Genomic DNA, 23,288 nt, shown 5'->3' with positions numbered 1-23,288 from the left:
GCTTTCTATTATTATAAACTTAGTATACTACTAGGCTATAAAATAAGCAAATAGGATAGTAAAAATACACAGCTATAGAACTATTCAAAAAACGAACCAATTTAACTGATTCGTTCTTTTTGTTTACTCCTACTTTCGATACATCTTAAATTGTAGGAAGAGGTCGCTGTAGATTCCTGTCCATTTATGATCAAATTTCTCATAAACTTCTAGGTGTTTCATAGTGTCTGCATCTGGATAAAAGGACTTGTCCTCTTTTGTCTCCTCTGGAAGCATTTCCTTAGCAGCATTGTTTGGTGTTGAATAGCCGACATACTCTGCATTTTTTAGAGCATTTTCAGGCTTCAACATGAAATTGATAAAGGCATAAGCCGCATCTTGGTTTTTAACTGTCTTTGGTATCACCATATTGTCAAACCAGAGATTACTTGCCTCTGTCGGTACGACATAGCGGAGATTTTCATTTTTCTCCAGCATCTGGCTGGCTTCCCCTGAGAAGGTCACACCAATGGCAGCATTGTTCTGAATCATGTAACCCTTCATCTCATCCGCCACAATAGCCTTGATATTTGGAGTTAGCTTGTAGAGCTTATCGACCGTTTCCTCCAACTGCTGTGGATCTTTAGAGTTGAGGCTATAGCCTAGTGAGTTAAGACCTAAACCAAGTACTTCACGCGCCCCATCAAAAAGCATAATAGAGTTTTTATACTCTGGCTTCCAAAGGTCGTCCCAATGTTCAGGCGCTTCTTCCACCATAGTTTCATTGTAGACGATTCCCAAGGTCCCCCAGAAGTATGGGATAGAGTACTGGTTGTTTGGGTCAAAGGACTGGTTGAGGAACTCTGGTCCGATATTTTCGATTCCTTCAATTTTTGAATAATCAAGCGGAACTAAGAGGTCTTCGTCCTTCATCTTGTTAATCATGTACTCACTTGGGATGGCAATATCATAAGTCGTTCCACCCTGCTTGATTTTCGTGTACATGGCTTCGTTGGAGTCAAAGGTCTCATACTGGACTTGGATTCCTGTTTCTTCTGTAAATTTTTCCAGAAGTTCAGGGGCGATATAGTCTCCCCAGTTGTAGATAACCAATTTTTGACTATCGCGACTATTGATTTTACTGTCAAGATGGTAAGAAATTCCCCACAAGACAAGGATAATGGCTAGAATTCCTGCTAAAAATGAATAGAGTCGTTTCATGCTTGCTCCTCCTTCTCACGTGAAATGAAGTAATATCCGACAACTAGGATAATACTAAAGAGAAAGACCAAGGCTGAAAGAGCATTGATTTCTAAAGAAATTCCCTTACGAGCACGAGAGTAGATCTCGACTGAGAGGGTTGAAAATCCATTTCCCGTTACAAAGAAAGTCACAGCAAAGTCATCTAGTGAATAGGTGAAAGCCATGAAGTATCCTGCAATGATAGACGGCGTTAGGTAAGGAAGCATAATTTCCTTGAACATCTGGAACTGACTAGCTCCAAGGTCATAGGCTGCATGGATCATATCTCCATTCATCTCTTTCAATCGAGGCAAGACCATGAGCACTACGATTGGAATGGAGAAGGCCACGTGACTAGACAGAACCGTTAGAAATCCAAGTGAAAACTTGAGTTGTGTAAAGAGAATCAAGAAACTGGCACCAATCATAACGTCTGGTGCAACCATCAAAATGTTATTGAGTGATAGGAAGGCTTCTTGATATTTTTTGCGTGATTGGTAGATGTAAATGGCACCGAAAGTCCCAATAACAGTCGCAATTAAGGCTGATAGGAAGGCTAGTAAAAAGGTCTGAACCAAGATGAGCATGAGTCTTCCATCGCCAAACATGGTTTCAAAGTGAGACAAACTAAAGCCTGTAAAACTATTCATATCATCCCCAGCATTGAAGGCATAGCCGATCAAGTAAAAGATTGGCAGATAGAGGACGATAAAGACAAAGGCTAGGTAAAGATTTGATAATTTTTTCATCGTTCTCTCCTTTCCTTAGTCACCCACATGGTGATAAACATGGTCAGGATAAGAACAACACCAATAGTTGAACCCATACCGTAATTATCGTTTGTCAGGAAATTCTGCTCGATAGCAGTTCCCAAGGTAATCACTCGGTTTCCCCCAATCAAACGGGTCAACATAAAGAGACTTAAACTCGGGATAAAGACAGATTGGACACCACTTCGCACTCCATTCATAGACAGAGGGAAGATGACATGACGGAAAGTCTCCCATTTGGTCGCACCGAGGTCATAGCTGGCATTAATGAGATTGTTATCCATATCATCCAAAACATTGAAGATGGGCAAAATCATAAATGGAAGCTCGATATAGCTTGCTACAAAGATAAATGAGAAATCTGTAAAGAGCAACTGCTGCGAACCAATCCCGATAAATTCTAGAAATTGGTTGATAGAGCCATTTTGCCCGAAAATCCCGATAAAGGCATAAGCTTTAAGGAGAAGATTGATCCAGGTTGGCAAAATAATCAGCATAAGCCATAGTTGACGGTGTTTGAGACGGGTCAAAAAAAGGGCTGTTGGGTAGCTGATAAGTAGCGTCACTAGAGTTACAATTCCTGCATAGAGCACTGAGTTAAAACTCATTTTGAGATAGGTTAAGTTTTGTGACGCAAAATAGGATTTATAGTTTTCTAAACTAAACTGACCTTCGATGTTGAAAAAGGATTGTCCAAAAATCAAGACCAAGGGTGCCAATACAAAGAGCGCAATCCAAAGCATGTAGGGCACTACAAAGAGTTTAGAGGTTGTTTTCTTCATCTCTTTCCTCCTCAATAGCGTTAATCAAACCTGCTTCTTGCTCTTCGATTTCTACGTACTCTTCGATACGAGCATCGAACTCTTCTTCTGTTTCATTGAGACGCATGATGTGGATGTCTTCTGGTTCAAAGTCCAGACCGATTTCCTCACCAACGATTGCCTTACGAGTTGAGTGAATCATCCATTCATTGCCAAGTTCATCATAGGCGATAATCTCATAGTGAACCCCACGGAAAAGCTGGGTATCAACTTTAACTTGGAGCTTGCCTTCTTCTGGAAGGGTAATGCGCAAGTCCTCTGGGCGAATCACGACTTCGACTGGTTCATTTGGCTTCATCCCACCGTCGACCGCTTCAAATCGTTTGCCGTTAAACTCGACCAAGTAGTCCTCAATCATAGTTCCAGGCAGGATATTTGATTCACCGATGAAGGTTGCAACAAAGTGGTTGATTGGCTCATCATAGATATCAACTGGTGTTCCTGACTGAACAATTTCACCGTCATTCATAACGAAGATCCAGTCACTCATGGCCAAGGCTTCTTCCTGATCATGGGTAACAAAGACAAAGGTGATGCCCAAGCGTTGTTGCAGTTCACGTAGTTCGTACTGCATGTCTGTCCGCAATTTCAAGTCCAAGGCTGACAAAGGTTCATCCAACAAGACCACACGAGGCTGGTTGATAATCGCACGCGCAATAGCTACACGCTGACGTTGTCCTCCAGATAGCCTACGGATAGAACGCTTTTCATAGCCTTCAAGCTGTACCATCTTGAGAACTTCTAATACACGTTGTTCAATTTCTTTTTTATCGACCTTACGCAAACGCAATGGAAAGGCAACATTTTCAAAGACATTCATATGCGGAAACAAGGCGTAAGATTGGAAGACAGTATGAACATCTCGCTTATTGGTCGGGATATCATTGATTCGCACGCCATCCAGTAAAATATCTCCAGTCGTTGCGTCTAGCAAACCTGCAATGATATTTAGGATAGTTGATTTACCAGATCCTGAGGCACCGAGAAGTGTGTAGAACTTCCCTTCTTCCAACTCAAAGTTAATATCCTTGAGAACCTTGGTGTTGCTATCTTCAAAAACTTTAGAAACGTTTCTGAATTCGATGATTGGTTTTTTCAATTGTCATTATTCCTTCTTTTTCATAGATTAACAGATCAGGGCTCTGTCAGGCCGTCACTACCTCTTGTAGGAGATTGAACTGCCTACATTCTTCTGCACTAACGATAAGCTTTCATCCCCTCTACATTCTAGTTAGTAGCAGCTAAGCTATTTCTAGTATTTACTCATGTTCACCCAAGATACGAACTTCTCGCTCGAGAGTAACACCTGAGTGTTCTTTAACCTTTTCAATGACAGACTCAATCAAGTCTTCATAATCTCTGGCAGTTCCATCAGCAATATTGACCATAAAGCCTGCATGCTTTTCTGAAACTTCTACGCCACCAATACGATATCCCTTTAAACCAGCTTCAGCAATCAATTGTCCAGCAAAATGACCCACTGGACGTTTAAAGACTGAACCACAAGAAGGATACTCTAAAGGTTGCTTGAGTTCACGAAGGTGGGTCAATCGATCCATTTCTTGTTTGATGACTTGGTGATTACCCGGAGCTAAGGCAAACTTAGCAGATAAGACAACTGCTCCTGATGCTTGAATGGCTGAATGACGATAACCAAAGGCCAAGTCTTTAGCAGACAAGGTTTCGATTTCACCTTCCTTAGTCAAGATTTGACAAGACTGTAGAACATGAGCAATCTCTCCACCATAAGCGCCGGCATTCATAAAGACTGCACCACCGACGCTTCCTGGAATTCCACAAGCAAACTCAAAGCCAGTCAAGCTATGACGGAGGGCAATACGAGTGGTTTCAATCAAGTTAGCTCCAGCTTCTGCCTCGATGGTATAGCCATCAACAGAAACATTATTGAGCTTGTCACACATGATTACAAAACCACGTACTCCACCCTCACGGACGATAATGTTACTTGCATTTCCAAGAACCATCCAAGGAATATTTTCCTGATTGGCAAATTTTACCACACGAGCCATCTCATAGCGATTGCGTGGAAAAACTAAATAATCTGCCTTCCCTCCAACTTTGGTATAGGTATAAGTTTTTAGCGGTTCATCGAATCGAATATCGATTCCTTCTAAGGTTTCTTTTAGTTTATCTAATACGGTCATTTTTCTAATCCTTTTATAAAATTCATTCCATTATACCATTTTTAGCTCTATTTTTCGATGATTTGGTTAGCTTTTTCAAAAGCTCAAACTAAAAAGAGGATGAACCTCTTTATTGTATTATTGCTTTTTATAAAAGATCGTTTTTGTAAAGTAAATAAAAATAATAACTTCCGCTGCTAACAATCCTTCTACGAGAAGTGGATTTGACAACCAACCAACTTGAGATAGGCTCGGAGCCAAATCAAATAGGGCGTGTAAACCATAAGCAGCTACTAGGTAAATCCATTTCTTTTGGCGAACTGCTTGATAAACCCAGAAGGTCAAGCCGACTTGAAGAAGCAAGGCTAGGATTCTCTCTAGTCCCAAAAGGTAAATCTGCCATGCAGCTAGATTGTTAATTGTAGCAAGCGTGCTTTCAGGCAAGAGTTGCATAATGTTTGGATTTTGAGATTCTACTGCTGAAAAGAGGATGAAGAGATTGAGTAAACTTGCAATCCCGATATAGATCAACTCTAAACCACCATGCCCCAATCCATAAGCAAGAGCATCTGAATCTTCCAAAGTTCTTTTCTTCTCCAACCATTTAAAGAAAATAAGTCGAGCTGTTTCTTCAAAGATAGCAGCCATAGAAATGCCATAAATCACATAGAGAAGAGGATTTTCTGACATGAGTGGAACTGTCCCATCCTTTTGTGGATGAAGAATCAAGAGATGAACGATTTTCTCCAAGACTTGAGAAGAGGCAAAAAATGCAACTGCCCCAAGTCCTAAAACTGCAAAATTAATCTTGTATTGCTTTCTTGCATACCAAACTGCTGCAATGAGAAAGGCGAATAAAGCCAGCATCGTTATTATTACATGAATTTTCATATTTGACTCCTATTATTCTGCCTGTTCTATATCTTTTTTCATCTCGTCAACGTTAAACTTAGCAAATAGATATTGACGATCCTGAACAGGAAAACGTTGATCCAACTGGTCAACAGCTCCCACTTCTACAATACCTTCCTTGATGACAAAATCCATAACGTGGCCACCAAAGGTTAGGTCATCTGAGATAAAGTGTAGATGGTAACCAGCAACACTAACTCCATGGAAAATTTCAGGTGTCCAAAAACCAACGATAGTTCCTGAGACATTGTCGCAGCTATATTCAGGCTGATGCGTCGCAACCTCAGCAAACTTCGTTTCGCTTGTTGATTTTGGAATCATACGAACATGCATGTGTTTAAAATCACCATGAATCTTGATGGAACGAAATAGATTTTCTCCATCATAATAGGATTCAATACGTTTTTCAAGTTCCTGATCAGTCATTTCAAAACGCTGACGGAAAATAACTTCTGCCTGGTGGGGTACAACTGCTGCATAGGGAATCAAGGCATCTGGTGAAACTTCCACAATTTCAGGTTTCTCACCTGATCCCTTAGCCTGATAAGCTTTCCCATCTAAGACAATCAATTCTCCATCGATAGAATCCAGGGTTCCTAATCCTAAATCACCATGTTCAAGCAATTCACCAACGGTCATGGTTCCTCCGTAAAGTCCCGCCATCAAGGCTCCCAAAGTATTATATTGGAATAATTTAACTGGTTCTTGCACCTTCATCATCTCACTCTTCTTTGAAAATTTTACTTACTAAGTATATCACATTTCTGATTAGAATTGAATGCTAGACTGCCTTTTAATACTCAATGAAAATCAAAGAGCAAACTAGGAAACTAGCCACAGGTTGCTCAAAACACTGTTTTGAGGTTGTGGATAGAACTGACGAAGTCAGTAACATACCTACGGCACGGCGACGTTGACGCAGTTTGAAGAGATTTTCGAAGAGTATAACATTGCCAAACTTCTAAAAAAAAGGTACAATGTAACAAAATCATGAGAGGTCTGGGATGAAGCAAGAAAGCAAGTATGAACTAGTCATTCACTATCTAAAAAATGAAATAGAAGCAGGTAGATTTCCCACTGGAAGTCGCCTACCATCTATCCGAAAACTCAGTCAAGATTTTCACTGTAGCAAAGACACTATACAGCGCGCACTCTTAGAACTCCGATACGAGAAATATATCTACTCCAAACCTCAAAGTGGTTATTATGTATTGGAGCAACAAACCAGTCATGAAGACTTAATTATCTCAGTCAACGATGAGCATCTAGCTGCCTATGATGATTTTCGTCTTTGTGTCAATGAGAGCTTGATTGGGCGAGAAAATTATCTCTACAACTACTATGAACACCAAGAAGGTTTAGAAGAATTACGTCAGTCTGTTCAGACATTACTCTTTGATCAAGCCATTTATAGTAAAGCAGACCAGTTGGTCATGACGTCTGGAACCCAGCAGGCACTGTTTATTCTTTCTCAGATCGATTTTCCAGGTCAAGCTCAAGAAATACTGGTCGAACAACCGACCTATCATCGAATGAACCAACTGCTGCTAGCCCAAAATCTTCCCTATCAAACCATTGAACGTCGGGTAGATGGCATCGACTTGAAAGAACTTGAGGAGCATTTTAAAAGTGGAAAAATTAAGTTTTTTTATACCATTCCCCGTTTCCACTATCCTCTGGGGCATTCTTATTCTGAAGAGGAAAAACTTGCTATCCTTGACTTAGCTGCAAAATATCAGATTTATATCGTTGAGGATGACTACCTGGGTGACTTGGATCCTAAAATGGGACAAACCTTTCATTATCTGGATCAGCATGATTTGGTCATCTATATCAAGTCCTTTTCTACGAGTCTATTTCCTGCCCTCCGGATTACTGCCCTTCTTCTTCCTAATGCAATCAAGGAAGCTTTTGTGACCTATAAAAACATTCTCGACTACGATAACAACCTTATCATGCAAAAGGCTCTATCACTCTATATTGATAGTCAACTCTTTGAAAAAAACAGACTAGCACGATTGGTACTGCAAGAAAAAAGTCAGGAGCACATCCAACAGCTCTTACAAAGCTATCCTATTTCCCTACCGAGCTATCCACTTCATGATGGGCTTTTGCTTGACCTCAGGAACTATCCTAGCATCGCTAGTCTTAAACACAGTCCTCTAGAACTCGACTTTTTCGAATCATCCTACATAGAGTCTTGTCCCTATCACTTTGCAAAAGTCCCCCTAGAAAATATTGAAGAAACATTAAGCTATTTAAAAACAGAGCTGGACTGAAATCCAACTCTGTTATTTTTTATTGTTCTACTTCTGTTAGCTTAGCAGCTTTTTCAAGATAAGTTTGGTAAGTTCCGTCATCTTTCAGTTTTTGGATGACCTTATCAACTACTTCTTTCAAATCTGAGTTACCTTTTTTGATAGCTACGGCATTTGCTTCGCCTTCTTTCATAGTCAAGCTTACTGTAGCTACAGCCAAATCTGAGTTCTTAGCAGCATAGCTTAGTGCTACTGGCTCATCCATATGAACGGCATCAACCTTACCTGATTGAAGCTCATTGACTGCTTCGCCCATGTTTGTCAAAGAAGTCAACTGTGCCTTTGGAAGTTGCTCTTTAACCATAGATTCAGGAACAGTTCCTTTTTGAGCTGCAATATTAGCACTTGCTAGAGAATCTAAATCCTTGTATTTTTCAAGATCTGACTTTCTGATAAGGAAGCTAATTTTATTTTCATAGTATGGAATTGAGAAATCAAAGACTTCTTGTCTTTCTTCAGTTGCACTGATTCCCGCAATTGCTAGGTCTGCTTTTCCTGTCTGAAGACTAGTCAAGACATTATCAAAACTCATGCTTGAAACTTCCAATTTCACTCCAAGTTCATCTGCGATTGCCTGCGCCATGTCAATATCAGCACCTACGACTTGGTTCTTATCATCTACAAGGGATTGAAACTCAAAGGGAGCATAGTCTGGACTAGTTGCTACCACTAATTTCCCTTTTTGCTTGATGGCCTCCACTGCAGACTGTGAGCTTGAACTAGACGATTGGCAAGCTACTAAAAAGAAGCTTGCAAGAAAACTACATAAGACAAATATCCATTTTTTAAAATTCATAAATAAACAACCTCTCTGTTATTTTTGTATAATTATAACTCTATAAACTTTGTTTGTCAAGCATATTTTAAATTTTTATGAAAAATTTTCAATTATTCTTTCAAAAAAGGAGCTTTTACTTACTAACAAGCTCTTTTTTTTGCATAATTAATCAATCTTACAATTCAACAATCTTACCTGTTTCAAAGTATACAACCCATTCACAGATATTTTTTGCATAGTCACCAATGCGCTCCAAGTAAGAGATAACTTGGAAATAATCACGACCTGTGACGATGGCTTCAGGATGTTTCTTGATTTCTTCTGTAGCTAGGTCTCGAATGTTATCAAAGTAATGGTTGATATTTTCATCCATAGTTGCAACTTCATAGGCTTGATCCACAGAACCATTCAAATAAAGTTCTAAAGCGGCTTCAACAAAGTTTTTTACTTCACGACCCATTTTTTTAATTTCTTCTTCAACTGCAGGGATACGTTGCTCACCCTTCATTCGAATCGTTGCTTTTGCGATAGATACTGCATGGTCTCCCATACGTTCTAGGTCTGAGACAGCTTTTAAAACTGTCAAAACTGTACGTAAGTCTTGTGAAACTGGCTGTTGTAGGGCAATCATTTCAAATGATTTCTTTTCAAGTTTCACTTCGTATTCGTTTACTTCTGCATCTTCCTCAATGACTTCTTTAGCCATGTCACGGTCATGCGTTACAAAAGCACGTACGGTACGATTGATTTGGGAAAGAACTTCTTGTCCCATGGCATAAAACTGATTATGCAATTTCTCTAAATCTTCTTCAAATTGAGATCGTAACATCTTCTCACTCCTTATCCAAATTTACCTGAAATGTAGTCCTCTGTCTCCTTATGTTGAGGATAGAGGAACATATCCTTGGTATCGTTAAATTCAATCAAATCTCCATTGAGGAAAAATCCTGTCTTATCAGAGATTCGAGACGCTTGCTGCATAGAACGAGTGACCAAGAGCATGGTGTACTTGTCTTTTAGTCCATACAAGGTTTCCTCAATCTTACCAGCAGAAATAGGGTCCAAGGCTGAAGTTGGTTCATCCAAAAGGATGATTTTAGGACTAGTCGCCAATACACGTGCTACACAAACACGTTGCTGTTGACCACCTGAAAGACCAATGGCAGAGTCATGCAAACGGTCCTTGACCTCATCCCAGATTGAAGCACGCTGTAAAGCTTTCTCCACAGCTTCATCCAAGACCTGCTTGTCTTTTTCTCCATTAATACGGAGACCGTAGACCACATTTTCATAGATAGACATAGGAAAAGGATTGGGTTGTTGGAATACCATTCCAATTTCCTTACGCAATTCAACTGTATCGGTACGAGGGCTATAGATGTTGTGACCGTTATAAACCACTGATCCAGTTGTCGTCACTTCAGGATTGAGATCCCCCATTCGGTTAATAGCCTTTAGAAGTGTTGACTTCCCAGATCCAGACGGACCGATAAGGGCCGTAATTTCCTTGGGTTGGAATGATAAGGAAACACTATTCAAGGCCTTCTTTTTATTGTAATAGACTGACAGGTCTGAAACCTGCAAAATCGGTTCTGTCATACTGTTCCCTTTCTAACCAAAGTGTCCAGTTACATAGTCATTAGTAGACTGTAGCTTAGCATTTTGGAAAATATTAGCAGTCTTATCATACTCAATCAAGTCACCCAAGTAGAAAAATCCTGTATAGTCACTAGCACGAGCAGCCTGTTGCATACTGTGGGTTACGATGATAATGGTAAAGTCCTTCTTCAACTCAAGCATGGTTTCTTCAAGTTGAGCTGTCGCAATCGGATCTAAAGCTGATGCCGGCTCATCCATCAAGAGAATATCCGGTTTAACAGAGATAGCACGAGCGATACACAGACGTTGCTGCTGACCACCTGAAAGCATCAAGGCTGACTTGTGGAGGTCATCTTTTACCTGATCCCAGAGGGCAGCCTGGCGAAGAGAGGTTTCTACAATTTCATCAAGGACTTTCTTGTCCTTAACGCCTGCACGTTCATGTGCAAAGGTGATGTTGCGGTAAATTGATTTAGCAAATGGATTTGGACGTTGAAATACCATTCCGATATGTTTACGCATTTCATAAACATTAATTTCTGGACGGTTAACGTCAATACCTCGATAGAGAATCTGTCCTGTAACCTTTGCAATATCAATGGTATCATTCATACGGTTGAGACTGCGTAGGTAGGTTGATTTTCCTGATCCAGACGGACCAATCAAGGCCGTGATTTTATTTTTTTCGAATTGCATATCGACGCCCTTAATGGATTCGTTTTTACCGTAGTAAACATGTAAATCCTTAGTAGAGAGGGCCACTTTTTCTTCTGGAAAGGTAATGATATGCTTTTCATCCCAATTATATTTTGACATGGCTTCTCCTTTAGGCAGCGGTTAATTTCTTGTGTAGGTAGCTTCCGAGTTTGCGAGCTCCAAAGTTAAAGATCAAGATAAAGATGAGGAGCACCGCAGCAGAACCTGCTGAAACAAGGGTTCCATCAGGAATAGTTCCTTCACTGTTGACTTTCCAGATATGAACAGCCAAGGTTTCTGCTTGACGGAAGATTGAGATTGGACTGGTTACGCTGAGGACATTCCAGTTTGACCAGTCAAGAGCTGGAGCTGATTGTCCTGCCGTATAGATAAGAGCCGCAGCTTCACCAAAGATACGACCTGATGCAAGGACAACACCCGTAACGATACCAGGTAGGGCTTCGGGGATAACGACATGAAGAACTGTTTCCCAACGTGAAAGTCCAAGTGCTAAACCAGCTTCACGTTGCGTATGGTGAACGTGCTTCAAACTGTCTTCAACATTACGCGTCATCTGTGGAAGGTTAAAGACAGTCAAAGCCAAGGCACCAGAAATAATGGAAAATCCATATTCAAACTGAACTACAAAGATGAGGTAACCAAAGAGACCGACTACGACTGATGGCAGTGAAGACAAAATTTCAATACAGGTACGAACGAAGTTGGTAACACGACCTTTTTTAGCATATTCAGCCAAGTAAATTCCAGCTCCCATTGATAGAGGTACAGAGATGAATAAGGTAATGACCAAAAGGAAGAAGGAATTATAAAGCTGGATTCCAATACCACCACCTGCTTGGTAAGAAGATGATTTTCCAGTCAAGAAGGACCAAGAAACATGAGGTAAGCCTCGAACCAAGATATAGAGAATCAAGGAAGCAAGGATGGTCACAATGATTCCTGCGATGGTATAGAGGACAGCTGTAGCAAGTTTATCTAATTTCTTAGCGTGCATAGTTTTTCTTTCCTCTTTCTTTCGTAATCAATTTAATCACACTGTTAAAGGCCAAGCTCATCAAAAGCAATACTAAGGCTAGTGACCAAAGAACATTATTATCAACAGTTCCCATAACAGTATTTCCGATACCCATGGTCAAAACAGAGGTCAAAGTCGCAGCAGGTGTTGTCAATGAAGTTGGGACAACGGCTGAGTTTCCGACCACCATCTGAATAGCTAGTGCTTCACCGAAAGCACGCGCCATACCAAAGACTACTGCCGTAAAAATACCTGAACGTGCCGCCTTCAAGGTTACACGCCAGATAGTCTGCCAACGAGTAGCTCCCATAGCAAAACTAGCTTCACGGTAGTGACGAGGAACTGCACGTAAGCTATCAGTTGTCATAAAGGTTACAGTCGGCAAGATCATAACAAAGAGAACGAAAATCCCTGATAAAATACCAAAACCTGTTCCACCAAAGACACTACGTACAAATGGTACGACGACCTGTAATCCGATAAATCCATAAACTACTGAAGGAATCCCAACTAGGAGTTCAATAGCAGGTTGCAAAATCTTTGCCCCTTTTGGTGATACTTCTGTCATAAAGACTGCAGCACCAATGGCAAATGGTGTTGCAATAAGAGCTGATAGGATGGTAACAATAAAGGAACCTAAAATCATCGGAAGAGCACCAAATTGTTTCCCTGAAGGGTTCCAAGTCTGTCCAAATAAAAATTCAAAAATGTTAACACCATTGACGAAGAAGGTAGATAACCCTTTCTGAGCCACGAAAATCAAAATCATAGCAACGATGATGACAATCAAAGAAAGGCAGGAAAAGGTTAGCCCTTTCCCTAATTTCTCAAGACGAGAATTTTTTGAAGGAGAGAGCAATTTTTTAGATAATTCTTCCTGATTCATTATTGACTCCCTTCTAGCGCTGTTACAGTCCCTGCAGCATCTTTTTCAACCTTCATTTCCTTAACAGAAATATAGCCCATTCCTTTAACGATTCCGTTCTGAGCTTCGTCTGAAAGAACAAAGTTTAAGAATTCAGCAACCAATTCATTTGGCTCACCAAGTGTATACATATGTTCATAAGACCACAAAGGCCAATTATTCGTGGTTACATTCTCTGAAATTGGTTCATAACCATTGAGTTTGATTGTCCCAACAGAATCATCAACATAAGCAAATGCTAGGTAGGAAATAGCTCCAGGGGTTTGAGAAACGATTGATTTGACCATCCCGTTTGAATCTTGTTCCTGACTTTGCATTGCTGATTGACCATTCATGATCACACTATCAAAGGTTGCACGAGAACCTGAACTAGCCGCACGGTTGATTATAGAGATGGCTAAATCTTTCCCACCGACTTCTTTCCAGTTGGTAATTTCTCCTGTGAAGATTTGTCGGAGTTGATCTGTCGTTAGATTATCAACATCTACTTCTTTATTGATAATAACAGCCAAACCTGCAACAGCTACCTTATGATCGACCAATGCTGAAGCATCAATACCGTCTTTTTCTTCAGCAAATACATCCGAGTTTCCGACATCTACTGCTCCTGATTGAACCTGCGATAGTCCTGTACCAGAACCTCCACCTTGAACATTGACCGTTTTACCGATATGAGCTGATGCGAATTCATCTGCCGCCGCCTCGACTAAAGGTTGGAGGGCAGTTGAGCCAACAGCCGTCATTGACTCCCCACGATCAATCCAACTTGCACATCCTGCTAGTGAACCAGCAAGTAAAAAGGTTGCAAGAAAGAGGGTGAGTTTTTTAATTTTTTTCACTATTTGTCTCCTTGAAAATAATGATGAATAACTTGGAATTTCGCCCTATTTTTCTAATGTTTTATGCAAAAAATCCATACTTCCACTATAACATAGAATACTGATTTTGACTAGTTTTTTACCTTAAACCTCAAGCCCTTAGGGAAATAATTCTTCAAGGTATTTCCGGTCACTTTTGCAAAACCTAGACCATTCCCACCAACTAAAACTTGATACCAGCCATTTGACAAAGTTTCAGACAGCTGAACTGTTTCACCGGCCACGTATTTAACGAAGTCTTCTTGATGAATTTCAATTGATTGCTTGACTTGACTTGGTTTTAAGGCTAGGCCAAGAGCAAAACTTGGTTCAAAACGTTTCTTCTTAAAGGTTCCAAGATGAAGTCCGTTTCGTGCAATTCTTAGTTTTCCTAAATCTGGTAGACCTTCTGGCAATAAATACAGTTGGTCTCCAAAAACCTGTAGGACTCCAGCCAGTTTCTCTTTTAAATGTTTCTTCTCAAAATCCTGCCATAAGGAAATCTGTTCTCGAGAGAGGTTGGATTTAGAAGGCTTGAACTTAGAGACTTTATTTTCCCCTCGAAATTGTAAATGGGCAACAAACTGTCCTTCTCCCTTAAAGTGATGTGGATACATTCTAGCGGCTTCAGGTAAGTCAATCCCAGGAACCATTCCATTGATATGTTGAACTGGGATCAATTCAAAATCATAGCTATCCAGTAACCATTGGACAATTTCTTCATTTTCTTCTGGAGCCCAGGTACAGGTAGAATAGACCAAACGACCACCATCAGCCAACATGGTGACTGCATCCACTAGAATTTCACGCTGCAAGTCAGCACATTGGCTTGGATATTCTACACTCCAATAATCCATAGCATCTGGCTGTTTTCGGAACATTCCTTCTCCAGAACATGGAGCATCTAGAACAATTATGTCAAAATATCCCTTAAACACTTTAGCCAAACGATCTGCAGATTCATTGGTTACAACAACATTTGTTGCACCAAAACGCTCCATATTTTCAACCAAAATCTTTGCTCGCTTGCTAGAAATTTCATTGGAAACAAGAAGACCTTCGCCTGCAAGATAGGCTGCCAGTTGAGTGGATTTACCACCGGGAGCCGCTGCCAAGTCCAAGACCTTCATACCAGCCTTTGGTTGAGCTACTTGTGCAACCATTTGTGCAGCAGGTTCTTGGGAATAGACCAAGCCTGTTACATGCTCAGGTGATTTCCCTGAAACCTTGCCATAATAGCCCCAGGGTGTATTTGGAATAGCATCTGAAAAAGAAACTTGGCTTTCTTTTAAGGGATTGATGCGAAAGGCGGAAACTGCCTCATCATCAAAAGAGGCAAGAAAAGCTCTTGCCTCATCTCCCAATATTACTTCATATTTTTTTACAAATCCTTCTGGAAATTGCATGTAAGTTTATTTCCTTTCATAGATATAGGATTGGATTTCTGCCAACTTGTCAGTTGGAACCATCATAATTGGTTGTCGTGTCTGAAAATCCACCGGTTCTCCAGTTAAGGTTACAATCTGATACCCTAAACTTTCTCCTATAATACTAGCTGCAGCATAATCCCAAGGTTGGAGATAGGTGATATAGGTCAATAGCTGACCTGAGAGGATTTTTGAAAAGCTGATAGCTGCACTTCCATATATTCGCACACCAAGTGAAGCATTAGCCAATTCTGCTACACCCCAAGCGTTTGTTTCCAACATACCAGCATTACTCGCAATTAGAAAATCACGCAAGGGCTTATCCTTAAAGTTCGGCAAGGGTTCTTCATTGAGACAGGCCTGAAAAGCACCTCCTCCATGATAACAATGACCTTTCATGACATCATAAATGATCCCAAACTGACCCACACCGTTTTCAAAATACGCTACCATAATGGCGAAATCTTCACCTTGGGCGACAAAGTTGTTAGTACCATCAATGGGATCAATGACCCAAACAGATCCATATCCAACTGAAGCACGCAGACAGCCTTCTTCTGCACAAAATTGGTCATCAGGATAATGCGAACGAATCCTATCAACCAAAAAATTCTGAACTTCCTTGTCCAAACGAGTCACCAAGTCTGTAGGAGATGATTTTCTCTCAATATGCAATTCTTCCTGCATGTGAGCTAGAATATAGTCTCCTGCTTCCTTGACAATCTCTTTGGCAAACACAAATTTATTTTCCAAGCGAAATCTTCCCTTCCCCTTGTTCTTTAGCTAATTGGATAACTCGATAGAAGGAATAGCCACTCGCAGATTCAAATTCACGACCCAAGCGTTTCTCTTCACTCTTGCTTGGAACAACCGCTTTGAATCCCTTGTAGGAATCTAGTAGTTTCTTTGCTTCTACCTTAGTCTCATAGGCTGCTTCAACATTATTAAAAAAAGAAAGCACTGAAGCAAGTTCTTCAGTGCTCCACGACAAATCTAGTGGGTAACTATACTGTTTATTCATCTAATTAATACCAGCTCTCAATGTAGCTTCTTTCAGTTCTTGTTTACGGTAACTACGAGGGAGAAAAGCACGAATCTCATCTTCATTAAAACCGATTTGCATCCGTTTTGCGTCAATAATAATCGGACGACGCAAAAGACTTGGATACTGCTCAATTAAATGAAGCAACTCCGATACTGAGATACTCTCTACATCAATATTCAATTTTTGAAAAATCTTTGAACGAGTCGAGATGATGTCATCAGTACCATTTTCGGTCAAGGAAAGAATGTGTTGCAGTTCTTTTCTCGTTAAAGGGCTGGTCATAATATTATGCTCTTGGAAGGGCACTTTATGCTTCTCAAGCCAGGCCTTTGCTTTACGACATGATGTACAACTCGGTGATAAAAATAGTGTAATCATGCTTTCCTCTTCTTTACATACTTTTCTATTTCTATTATACAAAAAAATAAAGCGCTTGACTAGTTATTTCCGTAAAAAAACCTACTTTTTCAAGAAAAATAGGTTTTTTAGAATCACATATGAATGTTTTGCTTAAATATAGAAATATTCATGTTACAAACGATAGTTTCTTCCTACATTTTATTTTGAATCAGTAATACTTTTCTTCACTTATCTATTTGTTTTTCGACTCTGTAGGTACATAAATCCAAAAATCAATTCATACAAGCAGAAAAATAGGAGAAAGGCATGGAGGAAAAAGTTCTCTGGTAGGATGAGAATGATAGGATCTTTTGCTGGATCAAACAACCAGGTATCATCACCTACAAATAGAATCTGATGAAACAAGGTAAAGAATTGTTCAAAACCAATGAAGACACCAACTAAACCAAGAACCAAAGGTAGAGAAAGTATGATTAAGAGTGCTCTACGATAAAGTGGCAGAAAACCTTTCTGAATAACTTGCTTCCAAAAAAGATAGAAAATCGGTAGAGTAACTACTGCTACTCCTTGAGCAAGATGGAAAAGTCCCTTTACAACCACAAAGTGGTGAATACCAGAGGCAGACGAAGGAAAATCCGGCATTTCCAATACTTGAGTCAATGGATTGGTCAAATAATCCATCAAAACATTAAAATTATGCTGGATGGTCTGAGGTTGCAGATGAACACGATTTGTCAAGTTTAACCAAGAAATCTCCAGAGGGTAAATCAACCAAGCCAGGTAAATAGTCAATAAAATCGCAAGCGAGAGGAGAAAGAGAATACTTCCTACAAAAGTAAACTTAGTTTTCATCGAAATTCCACTCCGCTAGACTTGAGAGGACATGAGTTGGTGCAATTGGCAAATCCTCTACTTCTTCAGGTTTTGTAAATCCTGTCGTCACCAAAAGGCTAGGAATGCCATTGTCAATACCAGCTCGAATATCAGTCAGGTAATTATCGCCCACCATGACAATTTCTTCTCGCTCAAGTCCTAGGTGTTCAACAGCCTTGTCCATAATAATCGCATTAGGTTTTCCAATATAAACTGGTTTTACACGAGTTGCTGCTTCGAGAAGAGTAATCAGTGAGCCAGCACCAGGCAAAAGGCCACGTTCCGTCGGGATGTTCAAATCAGGGTTGGTGCCTATAAAATGAGCACCTTTATGGATAGCTAGGGTCGCTGTAGCAAATTTTTCATAGTCGACCTGCCAGTCCAAACCAACAACAACATAGGCTGGATTTTCTTTATCTTCAACGTAGCCTGCTGCTTGAATGGCTTCCTTGAGCCCTGCTTCTCCAATCACATAGACTGTCTTTTCAAGCCCCAAATCATTCATGTAATCAATAGTCGCTAAGGTTGCAGTATAAATTGTCGATACAGGCGTTTCGATGTTAAAGTGATTGGCTAGCATCTCTTGAACACTTTCAGGCGTACGAGTGGTGTTGTTTGTCACAAAAAGATAAGGAATCTCTCTTTTTTGTAACTCATGGACAAAAGCTTCTCCTGCTGGGATTCTATCTTTCCCCTTATAGATTGTTCCGTCTAAATCAATTAAATATCCTTTATAAGTCATATCTTTCTTTCTAATCTTTATTAATTTCTTGCCAAGTTATCTTTGCTTGAGCATTGATATCGCCATCACTTGAGACTTGGTGATTACTTTCTAGTTCATTCAATTCATAACTAGAAGTGATCATGCCTCCTGGTCGAACTTCCTTGACATATTTGAGGTTGATTTTTTTGGGAATATGGTTGGTAAGAAAATCGGCTCCCATGACCTCAAAAATCCAGTCTAGGTATTTGCTGTTATTGACGTGACCATTCATATCTAAGTCATAGAAACGAACATGGTAGTCCTTGCTTATCGCTTCTTCCAGCTCTGTATATTTTGGCCCACGGACCAGTTTCTTAGAAAAATCAGATTGATAAGGAGCGACAATTTCTGGTACTACAGGATGAACCTTTCGACTCTCACGATCCATAAGGACAAAGGTAGCTACCATATGAATGATTTCTTGACCATCTTCATCATAAATAGTAAATCGGCGGTAGCAAAAAAGACGATTATAGGTCAAAGCTTCTGTTTCAATGGTGATTTCCTCAGCAAATTGAGGTAAACGTACCACATCGATATCATAATCCGTGATAATCCAGACCAGATTATACTGTTCTAAAACATCCTTGTCACTCACTCCCAGATCAATTGACTGCATCCCTGATACCTGGAGGGACAACAAGATCACATCTGGTAGCTTGATATGGCCATTCATGTCAGCCATATCAAAAGGAATTTTCATCTTCATTTGATAAGTTAAGCCCATACTTTTACTCCAATATAAATCGTTCTGCTACTGTATCTCCTAAAAAGAGACCTCTCTTGGTCATACGAACACGATCCCCCTCAACCTGCATAAGACCTTGTTGAATCAAGTCTTTGACAATATCCCCATAAAGTTCCTGGAAAGACCGTTCGAATTTTTCTTCAAAGCGTGCCATGGAAACTCCTGACTTCTTGCGAAGGCCAAGAAACATCTCTTCTTCCATTTGCTCCCTTTGACTCAAGTGTTCTTCATTGATACGAGCACTTCCCTCTTCTACCGCCTTTAAATAATGGCGAATCGGCCCATGGTTTTTATAGCGAACACCGTCTATATAGCCAGACGCACCAGCACCGATTCCATAATACTCGGCATTGTCCCAGTACATAAGATTATGGCGACTCTCAAATCCTGGTTTTGAAAAATTAGAAATCTCATAATGCTCGAAGCCAGCTTTTTCTAGCTCTGCAATGATATACTCAAACATCTCTGCTTCTAATTCTTCCTTTGGAAGTGGTAATTTCCCTCGTCTCATACGATTCATAAAGACCGTATGATTTTCTAAAATTAAGCTATAGAGACTCATATGAGGAATATCAAGGGCAATTGCCTTGGCAACATTGTCCTTGACCTGGTCCATGGTCTGACCAGGAAGTGCGTAAATTAAGTCAATGGAAATATTGTCAAAACCAGCAAGTTTGAGGCGATCGATATTTTCATAAATATCCTTTTCAGTATGACTACGCCCAATCTTTTTCAGCATTTTATCATCAAAGGTCTGAACACCTAGTGATACACGATTAACTGCAGAATTTTGCAAAACAGCAATCTTATCAGCATCCAGGTCACCAGGATTGGCCTCAATAGTCAATTCTTCTAAGACTGACAAATCCAAGTTTTTAGTCAATCCATCTAACAAAACTTCCAATTGAGAAGCAGACAAGGCTGTCGGTGTCCCACCACCAATATAGAGTGTACGCAATTTTTGAATATCATAAGAATGAAATTCTTGCAGTAGATGCTCTAGATAGTTGTCTACTGGCTGATTTTTGATAAAGACCTTGGAAAAGTCACAATAATAACAAATCTGTGTGCAAAATGGTATGTGCACGTAGGCTGATGTCGGTTTCTTCTGCATAGTATTTATTATACCACAAAGAGTTCTCTCAAGAAAAAAATCACCATTCTTGATTTTCTAGAAAACAAAGAATGGTGACTCTATTTTAATTTTCTTGAAGCTCAATGACAATTTCTTGACCATTTCCATTTTCTTCCACAACTACTTTTTCTTCTAGTTGTGATTTGAAATGATTCAAGGTTTCTTTTGAAGCCTCAGTCGCTTGTTGAGCATGATATTTTGCTTTATCTAGGACAGTGTCAAGAGTAATTTCCCCAGATTCAATCTGCTCTTTTGTTTTAAGAACGAATTCTTTGGTTTGTTCTTTGACATCCGTTAATTTTTCACAAACCTGCTCCTTAGCATACTCAGGATCTTCTTTTAGATCTTCTAAAAATTCTTGTGCTTGGCTTCTAACTTGTTTTCCTTTGTCACTAGTTAAAAACAAGGCAGCTGCAACACCTGAAACAGTTCCTAAAAGGATAGATGATAGTTTTCCCATTAGTCAACTCCTTTTTTATTTTTTAAAAAATTTACTTGCAACACGAATGGCAGATAAACCTGCACCAGTTTTTATAGTTTTTGATCCAGCAGATGATGCTTTTTTACTCAAAACACGTGCTTGCTCATTTAGGTCAGAAACAGAAACAGAAAGGTCTGCAACTGCTGTAAAGAGGGGATCAATTGTAGCAACTTTGACATTGATATCATCAACAAGAACGTTGACTTTTGTAAGCAATTCATTTGTTTGATGAAGAGTTACATCTACATCTGATGTTAAAGTTTTAACAGTTTTTTCAGTTTCATCAATTACACGACCAACTTTTTGAAGGGTAATAATCAGATAAACTAAAAATACAACCAAGGCAATTGCCACAATAATATAAGCCACTTCTAACATTTTAATTCTCCTTTTTTACATTATAAAATGGTGCTTTTTTCCGATTTTGATAAAAGATGATATAAATACCAAGGCCGATCAATAGTGCAGACAACCACTGGGATACTCGGAGTCCAAAGAACATGAGACTATCCGTACGCATACCCTCGATAATCATACGTCCAAATCCGTACCAAATTAGATAAAAGGCAGTGATATGACCACGACGGACACTCTTTAATCGACGTCTAAAAACGACAATCAAGGCAAAACCGATCAGATTCCAGATAGATTCGTATAGGAAGGTTGGTTGACGATAGGAACCATCAATATACATCTGATTCTTAATAAAACCAGGTAAGTAATCAAGATTTTCAACGGCTGCTCCGTAGGCTTCTTGGTTAAAAAAGTTTCCCCAACGACCTAGACTCTGAGCAATCATAACGCTAGGAGCTGCAATATCTAAGAAATCCCAAGTATTGATTAATTTGCGGTCAGCAAAAATATAGAGTACAATCGCGCCAGTAATTAAACCACCGTATATGGCAAGACCACCATTCCAAATAGCAAAAATCTCTCCCAGATGTTGGCTATAGTAATCAAATCTAAAAATAACATAGTAGAGTCTAGCACCAATGATGGATAAAGGAAAGGCAATTAAGATGAAGTCCAAAATATCATCAGATAAAATCTTCTTTTTAGGCGCTTCTTTACTGGCAAGATATACCGCTAAAATAAGACCTGAAACAATGCAGAGTGCATACCATCTAACAGCCAAAGGACCAATTTGAAAAGCGATTGGATCAATCATTTTTCACCTCGTTCTTTGCAATCAGATTTGTCAATCTTTCTTCAAATAGTCGAGTAGCATCAAAGCCCATTTCCTTAGCACGATAATTCATCGCTGCTGCTTCGATAACGACAGAAATATTACGTCCTGTTTTTACAGGAATGCGGATACGTGGAATGGCTACTCCAGAAATCTCCAATTCCTCAGCATTATTGCCTAGGCGATCAAAAGTCTTTTGCGTGTCATAATTTTCTAGATAGACAGCCAACTGAACTTGTGAAGAATCCTTCACTGCACTGGCACCATAAAGACTCATCACATCTATAATACCAACACCACGAATCTCAAGTAAATGCTTCAAGATTTCAGCTGGTTCACCCCAGAGAGTCATTTCATCCTTAGCAAAGATATCTACACGGTCATCAGCCACCAAACGGTGTCCTCGTTTCACGAGTTCTAGACCTGTCTCACTCTTACCAATACCACTGTCGCCCTGGATTAACACACCCATACCATAGATATCCATCAAGACACCATGTACACTTTCACGCTCAGCCAAACGAGAATCTAGGTAACTTGACAATTCCCCAGACAGACGACTTGTTGCTGTACGACTCGTTAAAATAGCGATTTTACATTCTCTAGCAGCCTTTAGCATTTCCTCTGGAACTACTAAACCACGCGCAACAATAACTGCAGGTGTTTCTGGTTGAAACATCTTTTTCAAAACCTGGTAGCGGTTATGAGAAGACATACTAATCAGATAAGACCACTCTTTCATTCCCAAAAGTTGAATCCGCTCTGGGGTATAGTAGTCAAAATACCCCGTCATTTCAAGCCCTGGTCGCGTAATATCCGCAGTATTGATTTTCTTTTCAAGTAATTCAGGCTCACCATAGACAATGTCTAGTCTGAGCTTATCAATCACTTCTTTGACTAAAACCGACATAATTTTCTCCTTCAATCGAGTTCTCCCTACTATTATATCAAATTGTAGTAGGAAGTTTATGTTTTTAACAGTATTTGAGGTATTTATTTAAGAAAGTAACCTTTATAATTTTAACAATCAAAAGGGATTAAACAGACTCTTAGAAGCTAACAAAAAAAGACTAGACAAGTCTAGCCTTTCTTATTAATTAGAATTTTTTACGTTTACGAGCTGCTTCTGATTTACGTTTACGTTTTACAGAAGGTTTTTCATAGAATTCACGTTTGCGTGTTTCTTGAAGAGT

At 39.7% G+C, this 23,288-nt stretch carries 28 protein-coding genes; 1 reads left to right on the top strand and 27 read right to left on the bottom strand.

Translation table 11 applies throughout. The annotated features are described in order from the left end of the window. Nucleotides 1-129: 129 nt before the first annotated feature. The 7 genes from E7C97_RS01935 to budA all read right to left on the bottom strand — a co-directional run bounded on the left by E7C97_RS01935 (nucleotide 130) and on the right by budA (nucleotide 6,588). Entirely contained in the window at nucleotides 130-1,200 is a 1,071-nt protein-coding gene (locus E7C97_RS01935) for an ABC transporter substrate-binding protein (protein WP_049508863.1), read from the bottom strand. Beyond that, nucleotides 1,197-1,970, bottom strand: a complete 774-nt coding sequence (locus tag E7C97_RS01930) for an ABC transporter permease (RefSeq protein WP_045763347.1) — start codon at nucleotides 1,968-1,970, stop codon at nucleotides 1,197-1,199. The genes E7C97_RS01935 and E7C97_RS01930 overlap by 4 nt, the downstream gene beginning before the upstream one ends. After that, on the bottom strand, nucleotides 1,967-2,773 hold the full coding sequence (locus tag E7C97_RS01925) for an ABC transporter permease (protein ID WP_000754116.1): 807 nt from the start codon (nucleotides 2,771-2,773) through the stop codon (nucleotides 1,967-1,969). Before E7C97_RS01925 ends, E7C97_RS01930 begins: the two co-directional genes overlap by 4 nt. Further along, nucleotides 2,754-3,911 carry an ABC transporter ATP-binding protein gene (locus E7C97_RS01920; RefSeq protein WP_316107933.1) on the bottom strand — a complete coding sequence of 386 codons (1,158 nt, stop codon included), beginning with the start codon at nucleotides 3,909-3,911 and terminating at the stop codon, nucleotides 2,754-2,756. Before E7C97_RS01920 ends, E7C97_RS01925 begins: the two co-directional genes overlap by 20 nt. Before the next feature lie 160 nt (nucleotides 3,912-4,071). Continuing rightward, nucleotides 4,072-4,977 (bottom strand): UDP-N-acetylmuramate dehydrogenase, encoded by a 906-nt coding sequence (murB, locus tag E7C97_RS01915; protein WP_045763349.1) that lies wholly within the window; start codon nucleotides 4,975-4,977, stop codon nucleotides 4,072-4,074. Between the two features lie 117 nt (nucleotides 4,978-5,094). Beyond that, the gene (locus tag E7C97_RS01910) at nucleotides 5,095-5,847 is read right to left on the bottom strand and encodes a YhfC family glutamic-type intramembrane protease (protein WP_316107931.1); all 753 of its coding nucleotides are present in this window, start codon (nucleotides 5,845-5,847) and stop codon (nucleotides 5,095-5,097) included. Between the two features lie 12 nt (nucleotides 5,848-5,859). Next, on the bottom strand, nucleotides 5,860-6,588 hold the full coding sequence (gene budA, locus E7C97_RS01905; protein ID WP_049526960.1) for an acetolactate decarboxylase: 729 nt from the start codon (nucleotides 6,586-6,588) through the stop codon (nucleotides 5,860-5,862). A gap of 284 nt (nucleotides 6,589-6,872) precedes the next feature. On the opposite strand from budA, the gene E7C97_RS01900 reads away from it, so the two are divergent. After that, nucleotides 6,873-8,147, top strand: coding sequence for a PLP-dependent aminotransferase family protein (locus tag E7C97_RS01900; protein ID WP_316107930.1), 1,275 nt, complete (start codon nucleotides 6,873-6,875; stop codon nucleotides 8,145-8,147). A gap of 19 nt (nucleotides 8,148-8,166) precedes the next feature. Here E7C97_RS01900 and E7C97_RS01895 read toward each other — a convergent pair whose 3' ends face one another. From E7C97_RS01895 to rpsU, 20 genes are all read right to left on the bottom strand, one after another. Next, the gene (locus E7C97_RS01895) at nucleotides 8,167-8,982 is read right to left on the bottom strand and encodes an ABC transporter substrate-binding protein (protein ID WP_316107929.1); all 816 of its coding nucleotides are present in this window, start codon (nucleotides 8,980-8,982) and stop codon (nucleotides 8,167-8,169) included. Between the two features lie 157 nt (nucleotides 8,983-9,139). Further along, nucleotides 9,140-9,793 carry a phosphate signaling complex protein PhoU gene (phoU, locus tag E7C97_RS01890; RefSeq protein ID WP_045763359.1) on the bottom strand — a complete coding sequence of 218 codons (654 nt, stop codon included), beginning with the start codon at nucleotides 9,791-9,793 and terminating at the stop codon, nucleotides 9,140-9,142. An 11-nt stretch (nucleotides 9,794-9,804) separates the two neighbouring features. Further along, on the bottom strand, nucleotides 9,805-10,563 hold the full coding sequence (pstB, locus tag E7C97_RS01885) for a phosphate ABC transporter ATP-binding protein PstB (RefSeq protein WP_045763360.1): 759 nt from the start codon (nucleotides 10,561-10,563) through the stop codon (nucleotides 9,805-9,807). 12 nt (nucleotides 10,564-10,575) lie between these two features. Further along, a complete protein-coding gene (gene pstB, locus E7C97_RS01880; RefSeq protein WP_316107928.1) occupies nucleotides 10,576-11,379 on the bottom strand; it encodes a phosphate ABC transporter ATP-binding protein PstB in 804 nt (267 codons plus the stop codon). 10 nt (nucleotides 11,380-11,389) lie between these two features. Continuing rightward, on the bottom strand, nucleotides 11,390-12,274 hold the full coding sequence (gene pstA / locus E7C97_RS01875; protein WP_045763362.1) for a phosphate ABC transporter permease PstA: 885 nt from the start codon (nucleotides 12,272-12,274) through the stop codon (nucleotides 11,390-11,392). Further along, nucleotides 12,264-13,181, bottom strand: coding sequence for a phosphate ABC transporter permease subunit PstC (pstC, locus tag E7C97_RS01870; RefSeq protein WP_316107926.1), 918 nt, complete (start codon nucleotides 13,179-13,181; stop codon nucleotides 12,264-12,266). The genes pstA and pstC overlap by 11 nt, the downstream gene beginning before the upstream one ends. Next, on the bottom strand, nucleotides 13,181-14,059 hold the full coding sequence (locus tag E7C97_RS01865; RefSeq protein WP_301560018.1) for a phosphate ABC transporter substrate-binding protein PstS: 879 nt from the start codon (nucleotides 14,057-14,059) through the stop codon (nucleotides 13,181-13,183). The genes pstC and E7C97_RS01865 overlap by 1 nt, the downstream gene beginning before the upstream one ends. Nucleotides 14,060-14,169: 110 nt before the next feature. Then, a complete protein-coding gene (locus E7C97_RS01860; protein WP_316107924.1) occupies nucleotides 14,170-15,483 on the bottom strand; it encodes an RsmF rRNA methyltransferase first C-terminal domain-containing protein in 1,314 nt (437 codons plus the stop codon). Nucleotides 15,484-15,489: 6 nt separating this feature from the next. Beyond that, a complete protein-coding gene (locus E7C97_RS01855; protein WP_316107922.1) occupies nucleotides 15,490-16,257 on the bottom strand; it encodes an inositol monophosphatase family protein in 768 nt (255 codons plus the stop codon). Further along, on the bottom strand, nucleotides 16,247-16,525 hold the full coding sequence (locus E7C97_RS01850) for a UPF0223 family protein (protein WP_316107921.1): 279 nt from the start codon (nucleotides 16,523-16,525) through the stop codon (nucleotides 16,247-16,249). Before E7C97_RS01850 ends, E7C97_RS01855 begins: the two co-directional genes overlap by 11 nt. Then, nucleotides 16,526-16,927, bottom strand: coding sequence for a Spx/MgsR family RNA polymerase-binding regulatory protein (locus tag E7C97_RS01845; RefSeq protein ID WP_000631256.1), 402 nt, complete (start codon nucleotides 16,925-16,927; stop codon nucleotides 16,526-16,528). It abuts the gene before it with no gap. A 210-nt stretch (nucleotides 16,928-17,137) separates the two neighbouring features. Continuing rightward, nucleotides 17,138-17,761, bottom strand: a complete 624-nt coding sequence (locus E7C97_RS01840; RefSeq protein ID WP_316107919.1) for a TIGR01906 family membrane protein — start codon at nucleotides 17,759-17,761, stop codon at nucleotides 17,138-17,140. Continuing rightward, the gene (locus E7C97_RS01835; protein ID WP_316107918.1) at nucleotides 17,751-18,524 is read right to left on the bottom strand and encodes a TIGR01457 family HAD-type hydrolase; all 774 of its coding nucleotides are present in this window, start codon (nucleotides 18,522-18,524) and stop codon (nucleotides 17,751-17,753) included. The genes E7C97_RS01840 and E7C97_RS01835 overlap by 11 nt, the downstream gene beginning before the upstream one ends. A 10-nt stretch (nucleotides 18,525-18,534) precedes the next feature. Beyond that, nucleotides 18,535-19,272, bottom strand: a complete 738-nt coding sequence (locus E7C97_RS01830) for an acyl-[acyl-carrier-protein] thioesterase (protein ID WP_316107917.1) — start codon at nucleotides 19,270-19,272, stop codon at nucleotides 18,535-18,537. A 4-nt stretch (nucleotides 19,273-19,276) separates the two neighbouring features. Further along, nucleotides 19,277-20,407 (bottom strand): radical SAM family heme chaperone HemW, encoded by a 1,131-nt coding sequence (hemW, locus tag E7C97_RS01825; protein WP_316107916.1) that lies wholly within the window; start codon nucleotides 20,405-20,407, stop codon nucleotides 19,277-19,279. A gap of 85 nt (nucleotides 20,408-20,492) precedes the next feature. Beyond that, nucleotides 20,493-20,888: a YtxH domain-containing protein gene (locus tag E7C97_RS01820; RefSeq protein ID WP_301560024.1), complete on the bottom strand. Its 396-nt coding sequence runs from the start codon at nucleotides 20,886-20,888 to the stop codon at nucleotides 20,493-20,495. 15 nt (nucleotides 20,889-20,903) lie between these two features. Then, the gene (locus E7C97_RS01815; RefSeq protein WP_000895021.1) at nucleotides 20,904-21,287 is read right to left on the bottom strand and encodes a DUF948 domain-containing protein; all 384 of its coding nucleotides are present in this window, start codon (nucleotides 21,285-21,287) and stop codon (nucleotides 20,904-20,906) included. Nucleotide 21,288: 1 nt separating this feature from the next. After that, nucleotides 21,289-22,077 (bottom strand): prolipoprotein diacylglyceryl transferase, encoded by a 789-nt coding sequence (lgt, locus tag E7C97_RS01810; RefSeq protein ID WP_316107915.1) that lies wholly within the window; start codon nucleotides 22,075-22,077, stop codon nucleotides 21,289-21,291. Next, a complete protein-coding gene (gene hprK / locus E7C97_RS01805; RefSeq protein ID WP_049526992.1) occupies nucleotides 22,070-23,005 on the bottom strand; it encodes an HPr(Ser) kinase/phosphatase in 936 nt (311 codons plus the stop codon). Before hprK ends, lgt begins: the two co-directional genes overlap by 8 nt. 187 nt (nucleotides 23,006-23,192) lie before the next feature. Next, nucleotides 23,193-23,288 (bottom strand): 30S ribosomal protein S21 (gene rpsU, locus E7C97_RS01800; RefSeq protein WP_049540322.1); only part of this gene is annotated, 96 nt, incomplete at its 5' end.

Origin of the sequence: Streptococcus sp., from assembly GCF_032481935.1 — a bacterium.
In the GTDB taxonomy this organism is placed as follows: Bacteria; Bacillota; Bacilli; order Lactobacillales; family Streptococcaceae; genus Streptococcus.
Note: the sequence above shows the minus strand (reverse complement) of the source record. Positions and strands in the feature narration are given on the sequence as shown.

Bases quoted from the DNA above. Each gene is read 5' to 3' on its own strand.
- E7C97_RS01840 (WP_316107919.1), bottom strand. From the start codon at position 17,761: ATGAAAACTAAGTTTACTTTTGTAGGAAGTATTCTCTTTCTCCTCTCG.
- E7C97_RS01845 (WP_000631256.1), bottom strand. From the start codon at position 16,927: ATGATTACACTATTTTTATCACCGAGTTGTACATCATGTCGTAAAGCA.
- E7C97_RS01930 (WP_045763347.1), bottom strand. From the start codon at position 1,970: ATGAAAAAATTATCAAATCTTTACCTAGCCTTTGTCTTTATCGTCCTC.
- E7C97_RS01900 (WP_316107930.1), top strand. From the start codon at position 6,873: ATGAAGCAAGAAAGCAAGTATGAACTAGTCATTCACTATCTAAAAAAT.
- E7C97_RS01895 (WP_316107929.1), bottom strand. From the start codon at position 8,982: ATGAATTTTAAAAAATGGATATTTGTCTTATGTAGTTTTCTTGCAAGC.
- hprK (WP_049526992.1), bottom strand. From the start codon at position 23,005: ATGTCGGTTTTAGTCAAAGAAGTGATTGATAAGCTCAGACTAGACATT.
- pstC (WP_316107926.1), bottom strand. From the start codon at position 13,181: ATGAATCAGGAAGAATTATCTAAAAAATTGCTCTCTCCTTCAAAAAAT.
- E7C97_RS01820 (WP_301560024.1), bottom strand. From the start codon at position 20,888: ATGGGAAAACTATCATCTATCCTTTTAGGAACTGTTTCAGGTGTTGCA.
- E7C97_RS01935 (WP_049508863.1), bottom strand. From the start codon at position 1,200: ATGAAACGACTCTATTCATTTTTAGCAGGAATTCTAGCCATTATCCTT.
- E7C97_RS01830 (WP_316107917.1), bottom strand. From the start codon at position 19,272: ATGGGCTTAACTTATCAAATGAAGATGAAAATTCCTTTTGATATGGCT.
- E7C97_RS01910 (WP_316107931.1), bottom strand. From the start codon at position 5,847: ATGAAAATTCATGTAATAATAACGATGCTGGCTTTATTCGCCTTTCTC.
- phoU (WP_045763359.1), bottom strand. From the start codon at position 9,793: ATGTTACGATCTCAATTTGAAGAAGATTTAGAGAAATTGCATAATCAG.
- pstB (WP_045763360.1), bottom strand. From the start codon at position 10,563: ATGACAGAACCGATTTTGCAGGTTTCAGACCTGTCAGTCTATTACAAT.
- budA (WP_049526960.1), bottom strand. From the start codon at position 6,588: ATGATGAAGGTGCAAGAACCAGTTAAATTATTCCAATATAATACTTTG.
- hemW (WP_316107916.1), bottom strand. From the start codon at position 20,407: ATGCAGAAGAAACCGACATCAGCCTACGTGCACATACCATTTTGCACA.
- E7C97_RS01860 (WP_316107924.1), bottom strand. From the start codon at position 15,483: ATGCAATTTCCAGAAGGATTTGTAAAAAAATATGAAGTAATATTGGGA.
- murB (WP_045763349.1), bottom strand. From the start codon at position 4,977: ATGACCGTATTAGATAAACTAAAAGAAACCTTAGAAGGAATCGATATT.
- E7C97_RS01815 (WP_000895021.1), bottom strand. From the start codon at position 21,287: ATGTTAGAAGTGGCTTATATTATTGTGGCAATTGCCTTGGTTGTATTT.
- lgt (WP_316107915.1), bottom strand. From the start codon at position 22,077: ATGATTGATCCAATCGCTTTTCAAATTGGTCCTTTGGCTGTTAGATGG.
- E7C97_RS01850 (WP_316107921.1), bottom strand. From the start codon at position 16,525: ATGAATAAACAGTATAGTTACCCACTAGATTTGTCGTGGAGCACTGAA.
- E7C97_RS01835 (WP_316107918.1), bottom strand. From the start codon at position 18,524: ATGACTTATAAAGGATATTTAATTGATTTAGACGGAACAATCTATAAG.
- pstA (WP_045763362.1), bottom strand. From the start codon at position 12,274: ATGCACGCTAAGAAATTAGATAAACTTGCTACAGCTGTCCTCTATACC.
- pstB (WP_316107928.1), bottom strand. From the start codon at position 11,379: ATGTCAAAATATAATTGGGATGAAAAGCATATCATTACCTTTCCAGAA.
- E7C97_RS01925 (WP_000754116.1), bottom strand. From the start codon at position 2,773: ATGAAGAAAACAACCTCTAAACTCTTTGTAGTGCCCTACATGCTTTGG.